The sequence below is a fragment of the Cellulomonas sp. P4_H12 genome (assembly GCF_056400905.1).
On sequence record NZ_JBFUKJ010000008.1, the window covers coordinates 41807 to 60478 of the forward strand.

An 18672-nucleotide genomic window follows, 5' to 3' on the forward strand; every position below is an offset into this window, starting at 1 on the left:
GCCCCCGATTGACTCGCCGCAGGCCGTCGGAGACAGTGGGGCGGCCGTTCGTGGTCACGGCGAGGGGACAGGCACGGCATGGGTCGATGGGGACGCGGCGCGACGCTCGCCGTCGCGCTCGTGATCGCCCTGGCCGTCGTCCTGGGGCTCGCGGGGGTGATCCACCTGCGCCCGACCAAGTCGCTCGTGGTGCCGGCGGCGTGGACGGAGTCGTGGAAGCGTGCTCACGTGCGCGAGGGCCGCGACGTCGTGCTTGCCTGGGGCGACCTCGCCGGCGCGCACCCGTCCGCCGCCCCCGTCGCGCTCCGGTTCGACGCGGACCGCGCCGTCGCGCAGCTCGACGCCCTGTACGCCCTCGACGTGCACGACCTCGGGGTCGCCGAGCCGGACGGGTCCGTCGCCCGCCACAAGGTCGTCGTCGTGGTCGACGGGACCTGGTCGGACGGCCCGGGCTCGTCGACGAGCGAGGTCGTGGTCCCCGCGGTGGGCGGCCTGTCCGCGCAGGCGCGCGGCGCGACCGGCAGCGTGGTCGACGGCGTGGGTCTCCTGCGCGTGGAGGTCTCCGCGCTGACCGCCCGTGGGCACGAGTCCGCGACCGCGACCACGGGTGCGGCACCGGTTGGCGGCTCCGAGTTCGACCCGTCGTGGGAGCTGGCACGCGGGTTCGCCGAGGTCGTGCAGGGCTTCGCGGCGCTCGACGCACCGGGCCGCGGTTTCGCGGCCGACGACGCCGGCACGTTCTGGTCCGCCAGCGCCGCCTACCTCGCCACCGTGGCGGCCCCCGGTGGGATCGGCGACACCGCCGACCTCGTGCGCAGCCCCCAGCTGCACTGGTCGAGCCCGCGGCTGGGCGACGGCAGCTGGCTCCTGCTGCAGTACCTGGCCGAGCGCGACGGCGAGCAGCTGCTCGGCGAGCTCTGGCGGGACGCGCGCGCCGGCGAGGACCCCCTCGGCGCGTACAAGCGGCTCACCGGGCTGTCGCAGGCGGACCTCAACCGCCGGGTCGCGGAGTACGCCCTGCGCACGGTCACGTGGGACTTCAGCGACCGCAGCGCGATCGCCGCGGCGGTCGGGAAGCTGGACCCGGTGCTGCTGGCGGACCGGACCACGCCCGTCGAGAGCGTGGAGGGCGACCCCGGGCACTACCGCGTGCTCGGCGCGTTCGCGCCCGCCGACTACGGCTACACCCTCGTGCGGCTGACCCCCGACCCGGGAGCCACGGAGATCCACCTGCGCCTGCGCGGGCACGGCGACGCCGCCGCCGGCGCGGGCCTGAGCTTCGGGTTCGTCGCGCTGCGCGGCGGGACGCCCCGGTACAGCCCGGTGACCGAGAGCCTCGACCAGGAGGTCCAGCTCCCCCTGCGGGCGGGGGAGCAGGAGCTGTACCTCGTCGTCGCGGGGACGCCCACCGAGAACCAGCCGCACGCCGCGGCCGACGGGTACGGCGACGTGACCCGGTACCCCTACGAGTTCCGGCTGTCGGGTGCGACCGTCGCGGACGACACGTCCCAGCCGCCCGCGACGGGCGGCCACCGGCACCCGAACGGGGGCGGCTGGGTGGACGACGACGCGACCGTCGACGCGACGGCGTTCGTCGGCCCGGACGCCGTCGTGCGCGGCGACGCGCAGGTGCGCGACCGCGCGCGCATCGAGGGACGGGCCTGGGTCGAGGCCGGAGCGGTCGTCGAGGGCGACGCGGTCGTGCGCGACGTCGCGCTCGTCCGCTCCGGCGCCCGGCTGGGCGGGACCGTCGTCGTCGGCGGGGACGCGGTCGTCGGCTTCACCTGCCTCTCGGGCGGGTACGCCACCTTCGACCCGGCACGCACCTGCGACGGCCGGCCGGCGACACCCGACGTCAACGTCGCCCCGACGCCCTTCGGACCCGACGAGCTCGCGCTCAGCGGGGTCCCCGCTCCGGCGCCGACCGCGGAACCCGCACCGTCGACGCCGCCGGTGGCTCCCGTGCCGACGCCCTCGCCGACGAGGACGCCGCGACCGCAGTCGACGCCCGCTCCCGCGCCGTCGAGCCCGAGCCCCACCGAGGGCGGCGTCGCGCCCCCCGAGCCGATGCCCGCGAGCGCCTGCACGGCCGTCTACACGGTCACCAACCACTGGACGTCGGACGGGCAGAACTGGTTCCAGGGCCAGGTCGTCGTCACCGCGGGCAGCACCGGGGTGGAGGGCTGGGCCGTCACGTGGACGATGCCCCCGGGCGAGCAGATCGCGAACGTGTGGAACGCGCGCCTGGGCACCAGCGGCGCGCAGGTCACCGCCGAGAACATGACCTACAACGGCAGCCTGAAGGAGCGCGACACCGCGACCTTCGGGTTCCAGGGGACGGCGCCTGGCGACGCCGGGCAGCAGGTGCCGGCCGTGACCTGCTCGCGGACGCGCTAGATCCCCAGGGCCGCGCGCACGTCGCCCGCGACCGCGTCGAGCCGCGCGCGCGCCTGCGACCGGGCGCGGCCGACCGCCTTGTGGTCAGCCGTGGCAGCCACGGGCACCACGACCTCCAGGTAGCACTTGACCTTGGGCTCCGTGCCGCTCGGCCGCACGATCACGCGGGTACCGTCGTCCGTCAGCAGACGCAGGCCCTCGGTGGGGGGCAGGCCGCCGCGGTCGGCATCGGTGCCGGAGGCGAGGTCGACCACCTCCGTCACGCGGGACCCGCCGAGGGTCGACGGCGGGCGGTTGCGCACGCGGTGCACCGTCTCGCCGATCTGCGCGAGGTCCACGAACCGGGCCGAGACCTGGTCGGTCAGGTGCAGGCCGTGCGCGCGCGCCAGGTCGTCGAGGGCGTCGACCACCGTGCGGCCCTCCGCCTTGAGCCGGGCGGCCAGGCCCGCGACGAGCAGCGCGGCCGAGATGCCGTCCTTGTCGCGCACGTGCGCCGGGTCGACGCAGTAGCCGAGCGCCTCCTCGTAGCCGAACACCAGGCCGTCGACCCGCGAGATCCACTTGAACCCGGTGAGCGTCTGCGCGTAGCCGTAGCCCGCGGCGCTCGCGATCTTGCCCAGCAGGCGCGACGAGACGATCGAGCTCGCGAAGTACGACCCGTTCGGGTTGCCGCCGGAGGACGCGAGGGTGGCGCCCAGCAGCGCCCCGGTCTCGTCGCCGTGCAGGATCCGCCAGCCCTCGGCCTCGGCGGTGTCCGGCCCGCGGAAGGACCGGTGCCGCAGGTCCTGCGCGCCGACGCCGCAGCGGTCGGCGTCGGGGTCGAGCGCGATCACCAGGTCGGCGCGCTCGTCGCTGGCCAGGCCGATGGCCAGGTCGATCGCGCCCGGCTCCTCGGGGTTGGGGAACGCGATGCTCGGGAAGTCGCCGTCCGGCTCCGCCTGCTCCGGCACCACCAGCACGTCGGTGAACCCGGCCTCGTTGAGCACCCGCAGCGCGACGTCGCCGCCCACGCCGTGCAGCGGGGTGAGCACGATGCGCAGGCGCTTGGCGGCCGCGCGCGTCGCGTCGTCGGTCGGCGCGAGGGCCACGACGCTGCGGACGTAGGCGTCGAGCACCTCCGGCCCGAGGACCGTCCAGCCGCTCGCCGCACGCGGGACGGAGGCGACCGAGGGGACGTGCGCGATCTCGGCGGCGATGGCCGCGTCGGCCGGCGGCACGATCTGCGCGCCCTGGCCGGAGTCGGTGACCACCCGTCCGCCGAGGTAGACCTTGTAGCCGTTGTCCTGCGGCGGGTTGTGCGACGCCGTCACCATGATCCCGGCGTCCGCGTCCAGGTGCCGGACCGCGAAGGCCAGCACGGGCGTGGGGAGCGCCGACGGCAGGACCAGCACCTCGATGCCGACCGCCGTGAGCACCGCCGCGGAGTCGCGCGCGAAGTCCACGGACTTGTGCCGGGCGTCGTACCCGATGACCACGCGGGGCGCGGGGTGCACGCCGTCGAGCTCGCCCAGCAGGTAGTCGGCCAGCCCGGAGGCGGCGCGGATGACGACCGCGCGGTTCATCCGGTGCGGGCCGCCGCCCAGCCGCCCGCGCAGACCCGCGGTGCCGAACTGGAGCAGCCCGCTGAAGCGGTCGGCGAGCTCCGCCTGCGCGGCGGAGCGGGCGTCGAGCTCCTGCTGCTGGGTCGGGTCGGGCTCGCGGCCCTGCGCGATCCGCGGCGGTTCGGCCCGCGCGAGGTCGAGCAGCTGCCGCAGCTCGTCGGCCGTCTGGGGATCGGGGTCGTCGTCGATCCAGGTCTGCACCCGCGCCTCGAGGCCTGCCCACGCGTCGTCGCCGGTCATGGGGCCAACGTACTCAGCAACAAGCTCGGGCGCTCCTCTAGAGCCGGCGGACGATCTGTGCCAGGAGCGCGCTGATCCGGGGCCCCGCGGCGACGCCCGCCTCGAGCACCTCGGCGTGGGAGAGCGGCACGGGCGAGATCCCCGCGCCGAGGTTCGTCATCAGCGAGATGCCCAGCACCTCCAGCCCGGCGTGCCGGGCGGCGATGGCCTCGAGCGTGGTCGACATGCCGACCAGGTCGCCGCCCAGGACGCCGGCCATCTTCACCTCGGCGGGCGTCTCGTAGTGCGGTCCGGGGAACTGCACGTAGACGCCGTCGTCGAGGGTCGGGTCGATCTCGCGGGCCACCGCACGCAGGCGCGACGAGTAGAGGTCGGTGAGGTCGACGAACGTCGCACCCTCGAGCGGGGACGTGGCCGTGAGGTTGATGTGGTCGCGGATGAGGACCGGCGTCCCCGGCTTCCACGCGGGGTTGAGGCCGCCGCAGCCGTTGGTGAGGACGACCGTCGACGCGCCGGCCGCGGCCGCGGTGCGGACGCCGTGCACGACCCGGCGGACGCCGCGGCCCTCGTACAGGTGGGTCCGCGAGCCCAGCACGAGCGCGTGCCGGTCGGTGCCCTCGATCCGGATGGACCGGGTGGTCGCGCCGTGGCCGGCCACCGCGGGGGCCGAGAAGCCGGGGATCTCGTGGCTGGGCACCTCCGCGACCGTCTCGCCCAGCAGATCGGCGGCGCCGCCCCAGCCGGAACCGAGCACCAGCAGCACGTCGTGGTGGGCCACGCCGGTGGCCTGCGCGAGGAAGGCGGCGGCCTCGCGCGCGACGTCGAACGGGTCGGTCGCGGGGTCGTCGAGGTCCAGGGCTGGTGTGACGTCGCTCATGGTCCGAGGCTAATGCCCGCCGTCCCCCTCGCCGCGCGGCCCCGGACCGGCAGAATGGGTGCTCGTGAGCACACCCGCGCCGTCATCGCCCGCCCCCCGCGTCGTCATCGTCGGCGGTGGGCCGGGCGGGTACGAGGCCGCACTAGTCGGCCGCCGGCTCGGCGCCGACGTCACGGTGGTGGAGTCCGCCGGCATGGGCGGCGCCGCGGTGCTGACCGACGTCGTTCCGTCGAAGACCCTCATCGCCACGGCGGAGTGGATGACCATCGCCGACCGCGCCCCCGAGCTGGGCATCCGGCTCGACGGCACGCCGCTGTCCGCCGCGGTCGGGGGCACCCTCGAGGAGCTGCGGCACCGGATCGACCTCGCGGCGGTCAACACGCGCGTCAAGGCGCTCGCGGCCGCGCAGTCCGCCGACATCCGCGCCCGTCTCGAGCGCGAGGGCGTCCGGATCGTGCTCGGCCACGGCCACCTCGAGGGACCCTCGACGGTCGTCGTGACCACGCCCGAGGGCGCCGACGACCTCACGCTCGACGCGGACGTCGTCCTCGTCGCGACCGGCGCGACCCCCCGCAAGCTCCCGGAGGCGCGGCCCGACGGCGAGCGCATCCTGACCTGGACGCAGCTGTACGACCTGCCCGCGCTGCCCACCAAGCTCATCGTCGTCGGGTCGGGCGTCACCGGCGCCGAGTTCGCCGGCGCGTACACGTCGCTCGGCGCCGACGTCACGCTCGTGTCCAGCCGCGACCGGGTGCTGCCCGGCGAGGACGCCGACGCCGCCCAGCTGCTCGAGGACGTGTTCAAGACCCGCGGCATGACCGTCCTGTCGCAGTCGCGCGCGTCCGGCGCCCGGCGGACCGCCGACGGCGTCGAGGTGACCCTGTCCGACGGCCGCGTGCTCGAGGGGTCGCACGTGCTCTTCGCGGTCGGCTCGATCCCGACCACGGCGGGCCTGGGGCTCGAGGAGGCCGGCGTCCGGCTCGCGCCGTCCGGGCACATCGAGGTGGACAAGGTGTCTCGGACCAACGTCCGCGGCGTCTACGCGGCCGGTGACGTGACGGGCGTGCTGCCGCTCGCGTCGGTCGCCGCCATGCAGGGCCGGCTCGCCATGGCGCACGCGCTCGGCGACGCCGTGAAGCCCCTGTCGCTGCGCGGCGTCTCGGCGAACATCTTCACGTCGCCCGAGATCGCGACCGTCGGGTGGTCCGAGGCGCAGCTGCACGCGCAGAGCGTGAAGTACTCCGTCAGCATGCTGCCGCTCGCCCGCAACCCCCGGGCCAAGATGCTCGGCGTCCGCGACGGGTTCATCAAGATCTTCGCGCACGCGGGCAGCGGCACCGTGCTCGGCGCGGTCGTCGTCGGCCCCCGCGCGAGCGAGTCGATCTACCCGCTGACCCTCGCCGTGACCCACCGCCTCACCACGGACCAGCTCGCCGAGACCGCGACGGTGTACCCGTCGATGTCGGGCACGATCGCCGAGGTGGCCCGCATCCTCCACCACCGCTCCGAGGACTGACCCGGAGCGCCGCGGAGGGTGGGGGCGCGCGAAGCAGCCCCCGCCCGCAGTGGAGCGCAGGGTCGGTCCGACTACCAGAACAGGAACTGATCCGGAGCGGAGCGCACGTCGGAGTCGCGGCGGTTCCCGTCGACCAAGCCATGAGCGTCGCCATACGGTCGGTTCACGACGCCGATGGCTTGGTCGGCGATTTCGGAGAGGACCCCATCGATGCGCTACCCCGCTCCGCTGCAGCCCGGCGACGTCATCGGAGTGACGTCGCCGTCCGCGGGCGTGTCCGACGACCTGCGCCCGCGGCTCGACTTCTGCGTCGAGGACCTGCGCCGGCGCGGGTTCGAGGTGGAGGTCGGGCGCTGCATGGACGGGACGGGCCCGACGAGCGCGCCGGCGGCAGAGCGGGCGGCCGAGCTGATGGGGATGCTCACCGACGCGCGGATCCGCGCGGTCGTGCCGCCATGGGGCGGGGAGCTCGCCATCGACCTGCTGCCGCTGCTGGACTTCGACGCGATCGGCCGGTCCGCCCCGACCTGGATGGTCGGCTACTCGGACATCAGCACCCTGCTGCTCCCGATCACGCTGGTGACCGGGACGGCGACGCTGCACGGTCCGGCGCTCATGGACACCCCCTTCGTCGTGCCCGACCCGCTGCGGCACTGGCTCGACCTGGCCTCGGCGCCGCCGGGTGGCACGGTCGCGCAGGGGGCTGCGCGCTGGGCGCAGGAGTCGTGGCCGGACTTCCGGACGCAGCCGGACGCGACGGAGCAGCGCCTCACGGTCCCGGCGCGATGGCGGACCTTGGGCGACGCGGTCGGCACCCTGCGCGGCCGGCTGATCGGCGGCTGCCTGGAGACGATCTCGATGCTGCCCGGCTCGCCGTTCGGCGACGTCGCGGGGTTCGCGGACCGGCACGCGCCCGAGGGGCTGCTGGTCTATCTGGAGGTCGCGGAGGTCGATGCGTTCACCGCCGCGCGCATGCTCCACCACCTGCGCCTCGCGGGCTGGTTCGACCGGGCGAACGGCGTGCTCGTCGGCCGCACGTCGGCGCCGGGGTCGCCCGGCTTCTCCCAGCTCGATGCCCTGCGCGACACCCTCGGCCCGCTGAGCCTCCCGGTGCTCTACGACCTGGATATCGGCCACGTCCCGCCGCAGCTGGCCCTGGTGAACGGTGCCCTGGCGGAGGCCACGCTCGACGACGATGCCGGCACCCTCGCGCAGCACCTCATCTGAGGCGCACGTGCAGGCAATGAGCCGCGTCATCCGGTCGGATGGCGACGCTCATGGCCTGGACGCAGAGGGGATCCGTCGCGCCGAACCCGACATGGCTGCCGTGCGGACCGGTCCGCGCGGCACTCATGTCGGGTTCGCGACGAGACCCGGGTCGCCGACCGAACTGAGCCGTCGCCGACCGAACCCGACATGGCTGCCGTCTGGACCCGTTCGCGCGGCACTGATGTCGGGTTCGCGCGACGAGCACGCCGTGGGGGACGTCGGAGGCTGCCGAGGCGTCGCTCAGGGGCGGGCCAGGAGCAGCTCGTTCACGGCGGCCGACAGCGCCTCGTCCAGCTGGAGGGCCTGCAGGTGGCTGATGCGGACCGACAGCGGATGGTCGGACGTCGCGATCGTCTGGATGCGCGTCTTGAGGTCGTAGCTGATCTGCGCGCGGTCCAGCAGGGTGAACAGGCGGCCGGCGACGTCGTTCGTCGTGAGCTGAGGGTCCTCGCCGAGCGTGACCGAGAGCGTCGCGCCCACCGGCACCTCCTCGACCGTGAGGGAGACGCGGTCGTCGGCGCGCCGCAGCGAACCGGCCACCGCCCGCCCGTCGACCGCGGCGGCGGGGGAGCCGTCGCTGGCGAGGAAGGTCACCGTCCAGGTGCGGGCGGCGGGGAGACAGTCGACCGCACCGACGGCCGGACCCGCGGTGAAGCTGCCCGTGGCCTGCGAGAACGCGAGCGGGGTCGTCGCCACCCCGGACGCGGTCCCGTCGTCCTCGACCAGCGTGAAGGAGCCGTCGGCGCCGGGGACCACGAGGACCTCGAGCGCGACGGGGTTGACGGGGTCGTTGCCGGGGACGGCGGCCGCGTCGAGCGGCACGATCGCACCGGCGGGCGCGAGGACCGGGATGGTCGACAGGTCGCGGTGCAGCAGGAGCTCGCGGCCGCCGTCGTAGACCAGGCCGGTGAACACGTCGACCCAGATGCCGGCCGGAAGCCAGGCGCGGACCGCGGCGAGCCGGGTGCGGGGATCGCTCGGCGAGGTCAGCGGCGCGACGACCAGGGACGTGCCGAACAGGAACTGGTTCGGCTGGTCGTAGGCCTCGGGCGCGGCCGGCCACCGGTGGTAGAGCGGCTCGACCAGGGGCCGGCCCGCGGCGGCGCGGTGGTTCATGGTGTGCAGGTACGGCACGAGCCGGTGGCGCAGACGCAGGTGCGACGTCATCACCTCGCGGGCTTCCGCGGAGAACGTCCACGGCTCCTTCGCGGTGAACGGGTTGGCGCCCGAGTGCAGCCGCAGGATCGGCGAGAAGACGCCGAGCTGCAGCCAGCGGGTGGCCAGCTCGTCGTCCTTGCCGCCGAACATGTGGCCGCCGATGTCGTGGCTCCACCAGCCGTAGCCGATGTTCGACGCGGTAGCGGTGAAGTACGGCTGGAACGCCAGGGACGCCCACGAGATCACGGTGTCGCCGCTGAACCCGACCGGATACCGGTGGCTGCCGGGACCGGCGTAGCGCGAGAACGTCAGGGGCCGGCGGCCGTCGCGCGCGCTGTCCAGGAAGTGGAAGTGGTTGAGCATCCACAGGGGGTCGATGCCCGCGACGCGGGAGTGCGGGCCGGACTGCCAGTCGAGCCACCAGAAGTCGACGCCGTCGTCCTCGAGCCCGCGGTGCAGCACGTCGAAGTAGGCGTCGAGGAACGCGCGGTCGGTCACGTCGAACGGGATCGGGTCGCCGGACGTGACGCCGAGCGCCCGGGCCATGGCCGGGTACGCCTCCTCGTGGGTGCGGACGCCGTCGGCCGGGTGCACGTTGAGCGTGACGCGCAGGCCGCGCTCGTGCAGGGACGCGAGGAACTTGGCGGGGTCGGGGAACAGCGACCGGTTCCACGTGTAGCCGGTCCAGCCGCTGCCGAGCGCGGGGTCGACGTCGGTGACGTGCCAGTCCATGTCGATGACCGCGACGCTGAACGGCAGGCCCTCGTCGTCGAACCGGTCGAGCAGGGCCGAGTAGCTGTCGGCGGTGTACCGGTGGAACCGGCTCCACCAGTTGCCCAGCGCGAAGCGGGGGAGCAGGGGCGTGGGGCCCGAGACGGCGTAGAAGGCGTCGAGGGCCGCGCGGTAGTCGTGGCCGTACGCGAACACGTAGAGGTCGGTCCGCGAGCCGTCGCGCGGCGACACCCAGCCCTCGTCGTCGAACACCATCGAGCGTGAGTCGTCCAGGACCGCGAACCCCTGTCGCGACACGACGCCGGGCTCCAGCGGGATGGCGCCGTCCGCCAGGTCGAGCGTGCGCGCGGTGCCGCCCAGCCCCGGTTCGTCGGACCCGTAGCGCCACACCGAGTGGTACGAGCTGATCCCGCCGAGCACCGAGACGCTGAGGCCGCTGGTGCTGAACGGGCGGCGGTCATAGACGAGGTGCAGCCGCTCGGTGAGCACCTCGACGTGGGTCTCGGTCCCGACCACCCGGAAGGACGGCACGGGCAGGTCCCGGTTCAGCGCGAACGTCGACGCCCGGTCCTCGAACCCGCCGTCGGGGGAGTGCTCGAGCCGCACGAGCCCGTCGGTCAGCACCGTGATCCGGAAGTGCGGTCCGACCACGGTCGCGCCGGGGTCGGCGACGGGGCGGGAGGGCAGGGGCTGCCGGGGCGTCATGTGGTCGAGGGTCCTCTCGGGTGGTGCGCGGTTCAACACGAAGTGGTCCGGCCGTCCGGCGAGGGAGTGATTCCCGCCGGACGGCCGGACCGGTCTGGAGGGCGTCAGCCCTGGTCGAGCAGGCTCTGCACCTGCGTCTGCGCGGCCTCGAGCAGCGCGTCGACGTCGGCGTCCTGGTCGGTGAGCACGGCCTGCACCACCGGGTCGAGGGCGGCGTACAGGTCCTGCGTCGAGCGGGCGGGCTCGGCCAGCAGCGGCTGCTCGAAGACGTGGTCGGTGTACCCGGTCATCTGGTCGAGCGGCACGTTGACGTAGTCCTTGATCCAGGACTGCTGCTCCTCGTAGGTCGCCTGGTCGAAGACGGGCAGCTGCGGCGCGCCCACGGGCTGGCCGGCGGCCGCGGACGTCGTGGCGTCGAGCACCGCGGCGTCCTGGTCGAAGAGCTTCTGCATGTAGTAGAAGTCGATCCACTTCACGGCCGCCGCCTGCTCGGCCGGGGACGCCTTGGCGTTGACCGCCGCGAGCGTCCCGCCGCCGAGCACGCCGGCGTCGGTGCCCTCGAGCGGGAGGACGGTGAGGCTGTACACCGACGGGTCGAGCGCGTTCTGCGTGAACAGGTTGCCGTAGTTGCCGCCGCCCGAGACGTACATCCCGATCTGGCCCGACGCGAACGCCTGGTTGATGCCGCCCCAGTCGTAGAGGAAGTTCGCGCCCATCGAGTTGTCGGTCCAGCGCAGCGTCGTCAGGTAGTCGAGGACCTTGCGGACCTCCGGGGTGTCGATGGTCGCGGTGGCCGTCGTGCCGTCGAAGTCCTCGACCGACCCGCCCATCGCGTCCACCAGCGTGGTGAGGATCCAGCCGCCGGTGTTGCTCTGCGTCATGGTCGCGTACCCGCCTGGCCGGTGGCGTCGGCGATCTTCTTGGCGTCGGCGCGGACCTCGGCCCACGTGGTCGGCGGATCGTCGGGGTCGAGCCCGGCCTGCGTGAACAGGTCGCGGTTGTAGTGCAGGCCCTGGCTGTACGCCGCGATGGGCACCGCCCAGATGTTGCCGTCGGCGTCCTCGCCGGCCTGGGCGACGTTCGGGTTGAACTTGTCGGCGTAGGGCAGCTCGGCGACGAGGTCGCTGACGTCCGCGATCTGGCCGTTGGCGATCAGGCCGCGACCGTCCGTGAACGGCACCGGGAACACGTCGGGCAGCGTGCCGCCGGCGAGGCCGGCCGAGAACGTCGTGGCGTCCCACGTGTACTCCACGTGCTCGACGCTGATGTCGGGGTTGGCGCCCTCGAACTGCGCGATGCGGGCGTCGAACGCCGCGATCGCGTCGGCGTCCAGGCCGGTGTCCATGGCCACCTGGATGGCCACCGTGCCGTCGGTCGTCTGGTCGGAGGGCTCGTCGCCGGTGCTGCAGGCGGCCAGCGTGCCGAGACCGAGCGCGACGGCGAGGCCGAGCGCGGCGGTCGTGCGGAAAGACGTCATCGTCGCTCCTGGGTCGTGGGGCGGACGTCGTGGTCCGCGGAGGTTTAGCGCTATACGTTTAACGCTAAACGCGGATAGGATCCGGCGTCAAGAGAGGGAGGCCCACAGGTGCCGCGCATCACGCTCAAGGACATCGCCGCCGAGGCCGGGGTCTCGGTCATGACGGTGTCCAACGTGGTCAACGGGAACCTCGGGCGCGTGTCGCCGGCCACCGCCGCGGCCGTCGAGAAGATCGTCGAGGAGCGCGGCTACGTGCCCAGCGGGGCCGCCCAGAGCCTGGCCGCCCGGCGCACCCGGCTCGTCGGGCTCCTGCTGCCCGCGCGCGCCGACGGCAGCAGCCTGCTCGGCGGTCCGCACGACGTCAGCGTCGCCGGTGCCCTCGAGGGCGCCCTGCGCGAGCGCGACCACCACCTGATGATCCGCGGCGTCCGGAGCGCGCGGGAGGTGCAGGACTCGATCCAGCGCTGGAACCTCGACGGGGTCGTGGTCATGGGCTTCACCGACGACGAGCTGCAGGCGCTCACCCTGCCCGACGACGTGCCGACCATCGTGGTCGACGCCTCCGTGGGCGACGGGCACGCGGGCGCGGTCCGGGCCGACGACGTCGACGGCGGCCGGCTCGCCGGCGAGCACCTGCGCTCCCTGGGCCACCGACGGGTCGTGTTCTGCGGGCCGGTGGGCACGGCGAGCCAGGTGGTCGCCGGACGCCTGGAGGGCCTGCGGAGCGGGCTGCGCGACGGGGACGTCACGCTCCTCGCGGCCAACACCACCTACGAGGACGGGCTCGCGGCGGGGGAGCGGATCGCACGCGACCAGCCGACGGCGACGGCCGTGTTCGCGACCGCCGACGTGCTCGCCGCCGGGATCCAGGCGGGCCTCGCGCGGGCCGGCAGACGGGTCCCGCAGGACGTGTCGGTGCTGGGATTCGACGACGCCGACATCGCGCGCTACGTCAGCCCGAGCCTGTCGACGATCCGGCAGGACACGGCGGGCAAAGGGCGGGCGGCCGCCGACCTGCTGCTGGAGCTCATCGACGGCGCGGACCTGCGCGCGAGCATGCCGGACGGCACGGTGCACCTCGGGGTCGAGCTCGTGGTCCGGGAGTCGACCGGCCCGGCCTAGGGGGCGACGGCGAACCGCGTGACCAGGGGGACGTGGTCCGACTGCGGGGCGTCGACCAGCGCGGTCGTGCGGCCGAACGTGACGCCCTGGCCGAACACCCAGTCGATCTTGACCGTGGGATCGAGGGACGGCGAGGTGAGCAGGTCCGACTCAGCAGGGACCCAGCCCGCCGCCTCGAGCAGCTGGATCTCGGGCGAGCCCGGCTCGGAGTTGAGGTCACCGGCCAGGACCGCGGGCGGCGCCGGCGGCTCGGCCGCGGCCAGCGCCTCGAGCTGCTCGAGGCGGGTGGGGGTGTTGGACTCGCGGTGCTGCGTGTGGATCGAGATCACGCGCACGTCCGCGCCGGACGCGGTGGTCAGCGTGGTGCTCAGCGCCGACCGGCTCTGCGGCCCGTCGCCGTACGGCAGCGGGTGCACGACCGCATCGGTCAGCGCGGAGCGGGCGAGCACGGCGTTGCCGAACTGGTGGTCGGCCGCGGGCGCGAAGTGGATGGTCATGCCGAGCCGGTGGGCCAGCCACGTCGCCATGTCGGCGCCACCGCCGAACACCCAGCCGCGCTCGACCTCCTGCAGCGTGACGACGTCGGGATCCTGCTGCTCGATGGTCGCCGCGATGCCCTCCAGGTCCACCGCGGTGAGCGGGGAGACGCCGTAGTGCAGGTTCCAGTCGACGAGCGTGATCTCGTCGTCGGCGGCCCGCGCGGGCACGTCCGCACCGGTCGTGCTGGTGGTGGACGGCACGAGACCCAGGAGCGCCAGCACGATCGCGGGCAGGATCAGCAGCCGCACCGAGCTCAAACGGGCGGGCATCCGGTCCGGGCTCGTGAGGGCGGGGACAGCGCCCGGGGTGCGTCGACGCAGGCCCGACAGCGCCAGGCCGACCGCGGCCAGCACGACGACCCAGACGTTGTCGACGGGCAGCGGGACGTCGTAGTCGAGCATGTAGAGCAGGAGCGGGCCGATGGTGCCGAGGCCGACCACGACCGTGGCGGCGCCCGTCCGGGGGATCCCGCGCGGCGCGGGTCGGTGGGCGCTCAGCGCGGCCGACAGGACGATGCCGACGCAGAGCTGCAGCACGACCACGGCGACCAGCGCGGCGATCCCCGTCAGCCACAGGGCGCACGCGACGCCGGCGACGAGCAGCACGGCGGCGCCCACGCGCACGCCCGCGGACCAGGGGTCGGCCCGGAGCAGGGACCAGGCGCCCAGCGCGTTCGCGACGACGACCACGAGGCCGGCCCACCCGAGGGCGACGCCCGACTGCGACGCGACGAACGCGGGGTTGGCGACGATCATGGCCGCCAGTGCGAGGAACAGCCCGAGGGCCCAGAGCCGGCGCGGACGACCGGTGGCCTGCTCGTCGGGGGTGGTGAACGCGACCAGGCCGCGCGCCGTGCCGACGACGGCGAGCGCGAGCACCACCGCCACCACCCAGCCGGTCCAGCTGTCGCGCCACACGGCGTCCCAGGTGCCGAGCACCAGCTGCAGGCCGACCGACAGGCCGCAGCCGATCACGAGCCCCGTCGCCGCCTGCCGACCGCCCGCCGGGCGCCCCGCGACGAACGCCACCGCCAGAGTGAGCACGCCGACGGCCACCGCGACGGTGACCAGCCCGACGACGTCGAGCGGCAACCCGGACAGCGCCTGGACCACGACGCGGAGCACGGCCAGCACGGTGGCACCCAGCAGCAGCGTGCGGGCGTCGGGGGTGCCGGACGTGCGCCCGACGACCAGGAGGATCACGGCGGCGACGAGCCCCGCTCCCGCGTAGGTGCCCAATGCCGCCGCGGCGGCGTTCACGGTGCCGGCGGCGAACGCGCGGTCGAGCAGCGGACCGCTGGCGCGCACCATCTCGAGGCACATGACCGTGAGCAGCGCGACGAGCCACACGCGCGTCGGTGTGCCGGCGTCGGGCGGCGTCCGGGCGGGGGTCTCGTCGGGCGTCGTCGTCACGCGCGGCAGATTACCCCGGCCGTCAGGCGAACAGCTGCTGCCCCACGAACGGGCTGTCGTCCGTGGTCGTCGGCGTGCCGTCCGGGCCCGTGACCAGCGCACCGTCGGGGATCCCCGGCGGGACGGCGTACAGGCCCGAGGCGGTGTGCGTGAGGTACTCCATGAGAGCGTCGTTGCTGGACAGCGCCGTCTGCATGGGGATGAAGTGCGTGCGGGGGTCGCGGACGAACGCGAGGAAGAACAGCCCCGCGTCGAGCCGCCCCAGGGCGTCGTTGCCGTCGGTGAAGTTGTACCCGCGGCGCAGCAGGCGGACGCCGTCGTTGAAGTCCGGGTGGGCCAGCCGGACGTGCGAGTCGACCGCGATGAGCGGCGCCCCGCCCTTGCCCTCACGGCTGAAGTCGGGCTCCGTGAACTCGGTGCCGCCTGACAGCGGAGCGCCCTCGCCCTTGGTGCGGCCGACGAGCGCCTCCTGCTCGCCCAGCGACGTCCGGTCCCACGTCTCGATCCGCATGCGGATCCGCCGCGCGACCAGGTACGAGCCCCCGGTGAGCCACGCCGAGTCGGTGCCGTCGGCGTCCGCCGCGTCCGCCGGGACCCAGACGTGCTCGTCGAGCGCCTTCGTCTCCTCGGCCTTCACGTTGGCCGTGCCGTCCTTGAACCCGAACAAGTTGCGGGGCGTGCGCTGCGACGTGCTCGTCGACGACGTCCGGCCGTACCCGAGCTGCGTCCAGCGGATCGTCGCGCTGCCGAACGCGGCGCGCGAGAGGTTCCGGATGGCGTGCACGGCGATCTGCGGGTCGTCCGCGCAGGCCTGCACGACGAGGTCGCCGTCGCTGCGGGCCGGGTCGAGGTCGTCGGCCGCGAAGTGCGGCAGCTCCACCAGGCCGCCGGGGAGGCGATCCGCCAGCCCGAAGCGGTCCTCGCCGGGCGTGCCGTCGGGCGTCGGGGTGCCGACGAACAGCGACCGGCCGAACCCGAAGGTGATCGTCAGACCCGCGGGCGGCAGGTCGGCGGCCTCGCCGGTGTCGTCCGGCGGGGCGTCGTACGGGCCGGACGCCGGCCCGAACTCGCCGGCCGGCAGCCCCTGCGTGAGCCGCGCCGCGATCGTGGTCCAGCGGCGCAGCAGCGCGACCAGCTCGTCGCGCGAGGTCGTCGTGAGGTCGAACGCAGCGAGGTAGAGACGGTCCTGCGCGGGGGTCACGATGCCCGCCTGGTGCACGCCGGTGAAGGGGTAGGTGCCCGCGGCGGTCGCCGCGGGCGCCGGTGCAGGCGCAGTCGTCCGGCCGACGCCGAAGCCGGCGGCGACACCGGCGACGGCGAGCCCACCGCCGAGCCCGAGCAGCGCGCGTCGGGACAGGCCGGTGGGCTCGTCGTGCGGGTCCGTGGGGGCGGACACGAGCACTCCTTCGATCTAGGCGCCCGTCACCGTGGCGGTGAGCTGGGAGAGGGGCTCCGAGAGCGCGTCGACCGCAGCGGCGAGCTGCTTGACCTGGGCGTCCGTGAGCTGGTCGTAGTACGTGAAGCCGGTGTCGAGCGAGCCCTGCGCCGCGAGCAGCGCGTCGAGCTCCTCGAACCGGGTGGCCAGCGTAGCCGCGAGGTCCGGGTTCTCGGCCTCGACGACGTCCGCGAGCACCTCGTAGCCCACGCGCGCGCCGTCGACGTTGGCCTGGAAGTCCCAGAGGTCGGTGTGCGACCAGATCTCCTCCTCGCCCGTGACCTTGCCGGTGGCCACCTCGTCGAGCAGCTCCTTGGCGCCGTTGGCGATCTGGAAGGCCTGGAACGTGAAGTCGGGGGTGTTGACCTCGTCGGACAGCTGCTGGGTGTTGGCGACGATGTCCGCCGCCGCGGCCGCGCGCTGCTCCGGCGTCAGCGGCACGTAGGCCACGCCGCCGTTGGCGTCGGCGCTCGGCTGCCACAGGTCCTTCTCCACCAGGTGCCAGCCCGTCCAGGTGTCACCCTCCTCGACGTCCGCCTCGCGCAGGTCGAGCTTGGGGTCGAGGTCGCCGAACGACTCGGCGACGGGCTCGATCCGCTCCCAGTGCGCGCGCGTGTCGGCGTAGAGCGACTTCGCCGTCGCGTCGTCGCCCGCGGTGTAGGCGTCGGCGAACTTCTGCGTGCCCGCGACGAGCGCGCCCACCTGGTCCTTGACGTACGCGACGTACGACGCCTCGGCGGCCGCGAGCTGGTCCGCCGTGTCGCCGGTCGGGCCCACCTGCGCGCCGCTGTCGCGGACGGTGAACGCGGCGCGGATCCCGTCGCCCACCATGCCCGGCTTGCAGGCGGTGAAGTACTTCCCGGGCTCGACCTGGGCGATGAGGTCGCGCGAGAGCCCGGGGCCGACGTTCTCGACCTCGGCGACGACCCGCAGGCCGTCCTCGCCCAGGAGGTAGAACTCGGTGACGTCGTCGCCCGCGTTGGTGACCGAGAACCGCACCGTGCCCGAGTCGGCCTCCGTGGCGGACACGTCGCACGCGGTGTCCGTCGACGTGACCGTCAGGGCGCCCGACGAGCCCGACGCCGACGGGTCGGCCGTCTCGTTGGGGACGCAGGCGGCCGCGAGCGGCAGGACGAGCGCCGCCAGGGCAGCGGCGACGACGGTGGAGCGGCGGGACATGGGTCTCCTCGGAGAACGGGTGCGACGACGGTCAGGCGGCGGTCGCGCGGACGGCCGGCGCGACGGCGGGAGCCGACGGGCGGGCGGGCGCGGAGCCCCACGTGATGCGGATGAAGAAGTACAGGGTCGGCACGAGGTAGGCCACCCAGGCGACCAGCTGCAGCCACGTCGTGGCGGGGGAGAAGTTGAAGACGCCCTTGAGCAGCGACCCGTACCAGCTGCTGGGCGGGATGGTCGACGACACGTCGAACGCCAGGTTGTTCAGGCCGGGCAGGATCCCGGCCTCCTGCAGGTCGTGCACCCCGTAGGCGAGCACGCCCGCGGCGACGACCACCAGGAAGAGCCCGGTCCACGCGAAGAACACGCGGAGGTTGAGCCGGAGCGCGCCGCGGTAGATCAGCCAGCCGAAGAGCACCGCGGTGCCCAGGCCGAGCGCGGCGCCGACGAGCGGGCCGTAGCTGGGGCCGGTGCCGGCGGCGGAGCCGGTGGTCGCCTGCGCGCTGGCCCACAGGAACAGGGCGGTCTCCAGCCCCTCGCGGCCGACCGCCAGCATGGCGACCACGAGGACCGCCTGCTTGCCCGCGCCGAGCGCGTCGTCGAGCTTGTGGTGCAGGTCGGACTTCATGTGCCGCGCCGTGCGGGCCATCCAGAAGATCATCCACGTCACCAGGCCGACGGCGATGATCGAGAGCGTGCCGCCGATCGCCTCCTGCGCCTCGAACGACAGGCCCGACGGCCCGAACGTGAGCAGCGCGCCGAACGCGAGCGACGCGGCCACCGCGACGCCGACCCCGGCCCACAGGGCAGCCAGCTGGTCGCGGCGCCCGGTCTTGACCAGGTACGCGACGAGGATGCTGACGACCAGCGCGGCCTCGAGACCTTCGCGCAGACCGATGAGGTAGTTGGCGACCATGGACGGCTTCCGAGTGCAGGGGACGAACACCCGGAGCGGGCATCGTATGAGGACAGGCTTACCTCACTGCCCGGACACTACTCCCGCGGGGCGCCCGGA

General features: G+C 74.1%; 11 protein-coding genes and 1 pseudogene. 4 read left to right on the top strand and 8 right to left on the bottom strand.

Annotated elements, in window-relative coordinates; genetic code table 11:
- The first annotated feature begins 78 nt into the window (after positions 1-78).
- Positions 79-2397, top strand: a complete 2319-nt coding sequence (locus AC1DQC_RS06165; protein WP_477050339.1) for a DUF6055 domain-containing protein — start codon at positions 79-81, stop codon at positions 2395-2397.
- Here the strand turns inward: AC1DQC_RS06165 and AC1DQC_RS06170 are convergent.
- Positions 2394-4238 carry a phospho-sugar mutase gene (locus AC1DQC_RS06170; protein WP_477050340.1) on the bottom strand — a complete coding sequence of 615 codons (1845 nt, stop codon included), beginning with the start codon at positions 4236-4238 and terminating at the stop codon, positions 2394-2396. The two genes, AC1DQC_RS06165 and AC1DQC_RS06170, sit on opposite strands and share 4 nt — an antisense overlap.
- Positions 4239-4275: 37 nt before the next feature.
- On the bottom strand, positions 4276-5115 hold the full coding sequence (locus tag AC1DQC_RS06175; RefSeq protein WP_477050341.1) for a purine-nucleoside phosphorylase: 840 nt from the start codon (positions 5113-5115) through the stop codon (positions 4276-4278).
- A gap of 64 nt (positions 5116-5179) precedes the next feature.
- On the opposite strand from AC1DQC_RS06175, the gene AC1DQC_RS06180 reads away from it, so the two are divergent.
- Both AC1DQC_RS06180 and AC1DQC_RS06185 read left to right on the top strand, forming a co-directional pair.
- Entirely contained in the window at positions 5180-6631 is a 1452-nt protein-coding gene (locus tag AC1DQC_RS06180) for an NAD(P)H-quinone dehydrogenase (RefSeq protein ID WP_477050342.1), read from the top strand.
- A gap of 210 nt (positions 6632-6841) precedes the next feature.
- Positions 6842-7858: a S66 family peptidase gene (locus AC1DQC_RS06185; RefSeq protein WP_477050343.1), complete on the top strand. Its 1017-nt coding sequence runs from the start codon at positions 6842-6844 to the stop codon at positions 7856-7858.
- A gap of 282 nt (positions 7859-8140) precedes the next feature.
- On the opposite strand, the gene AC1DQC_RS06190 is transcribed toward AC1DQC_RS06185, so the two are convergent.
- On the bottom strand, positions 8141-10495 hold the full coding sequence (locus AC1DQC_RS06190) for a glycoside hydrolase family 31 protein (protein ID WP_477050344.1): 2355 nt from the start codon (positions 10493-10495) through the stop codon (positions 8141-8143).
- A 104-nt stretch (positions 10496-10599) separates the two neighbouring features.
- Positions 10600-11972, bottom strand: a pseudogene (locus tag AC1DQC_RS06195) (extracellular solute-binding protein).
- A gap of 108 nt (positions 11973-12080) precedes the next feature.
- Between AC1DQC_RS06195 and AC1DQC_RS06200 the strand changes: the two are divergent.
- Positions 12081-13094 carry a LacI family DNA-binding transcriptional regulator gene (locus AC1DQC_RS06200; protein ID WP_477050345.1) on the top strand — a complete coding sequence of 338 codons (1014 nt, stop codon included), beginning with the start codon at positions 12081-12083 and terminating at the stop codon, positions 13092-13094.
- On the opposite strand, the gene AC1DQC_RS06205 is transcribed toward AC1DQC_RS06200, so the two are convergent.
- From AC1DQC_RS06205 to efeU, 4 genes are read right to left on the bottom strand one after another with little or no spacing between them, the layout of a single operon-like run.
- A complete protein-coding gene (locus tag AC1DQC_RS06205; protein ID WP_477050346.1) occupies positions 13091-15046 on the bottom strand; it encodes an endonuclease/exonuclease/phosphatase family protein in 1956 nt (651 codons plus the stop codon). The two genes, AC1DQC_RS06200 and AC1DQC_RS06205, sit on opposite strands and share 4 nt — an antisense overlap.
- A 22-nt stretch (positions 15047-15068) precedes the next feature.
- Positions 15069-16442, bottom strand: coding sequence for an iron uptake transporter deferrochelatase/peroxidase subunit (gene efeB, locus AC1DQC_RS06210; RefSeq protein WP_477050347.1), 1374 nt, complete (start codon positions 16440-16442; stop codon positions 15069-15071).
- Positions 16443-16457: 15 nt separating this feature from the next.
- Entirely contained in the window at positions 16458-17660 is a 1203-nt protein-coding gene (efeO, locus tag AC1DQC_RS06215) for an iron uptake system protein EfeO (protein ID WP_477050348.1), read from the bottom strand.
- Between the two features lie 31 nt (positions 17661-17691).
- Complete coding sequence (gene efeU, locus AC1DQC_RS06220) at positions 17692-18573, bottom strand: iron uptake transporter permease EfeU (protein WP_477050349.1); 882 nt, start codon at positions 18571-18573, stop codon at positions 17692-17694.
- Positions 18574-18672: the final 99 nt, after the last annotated feature.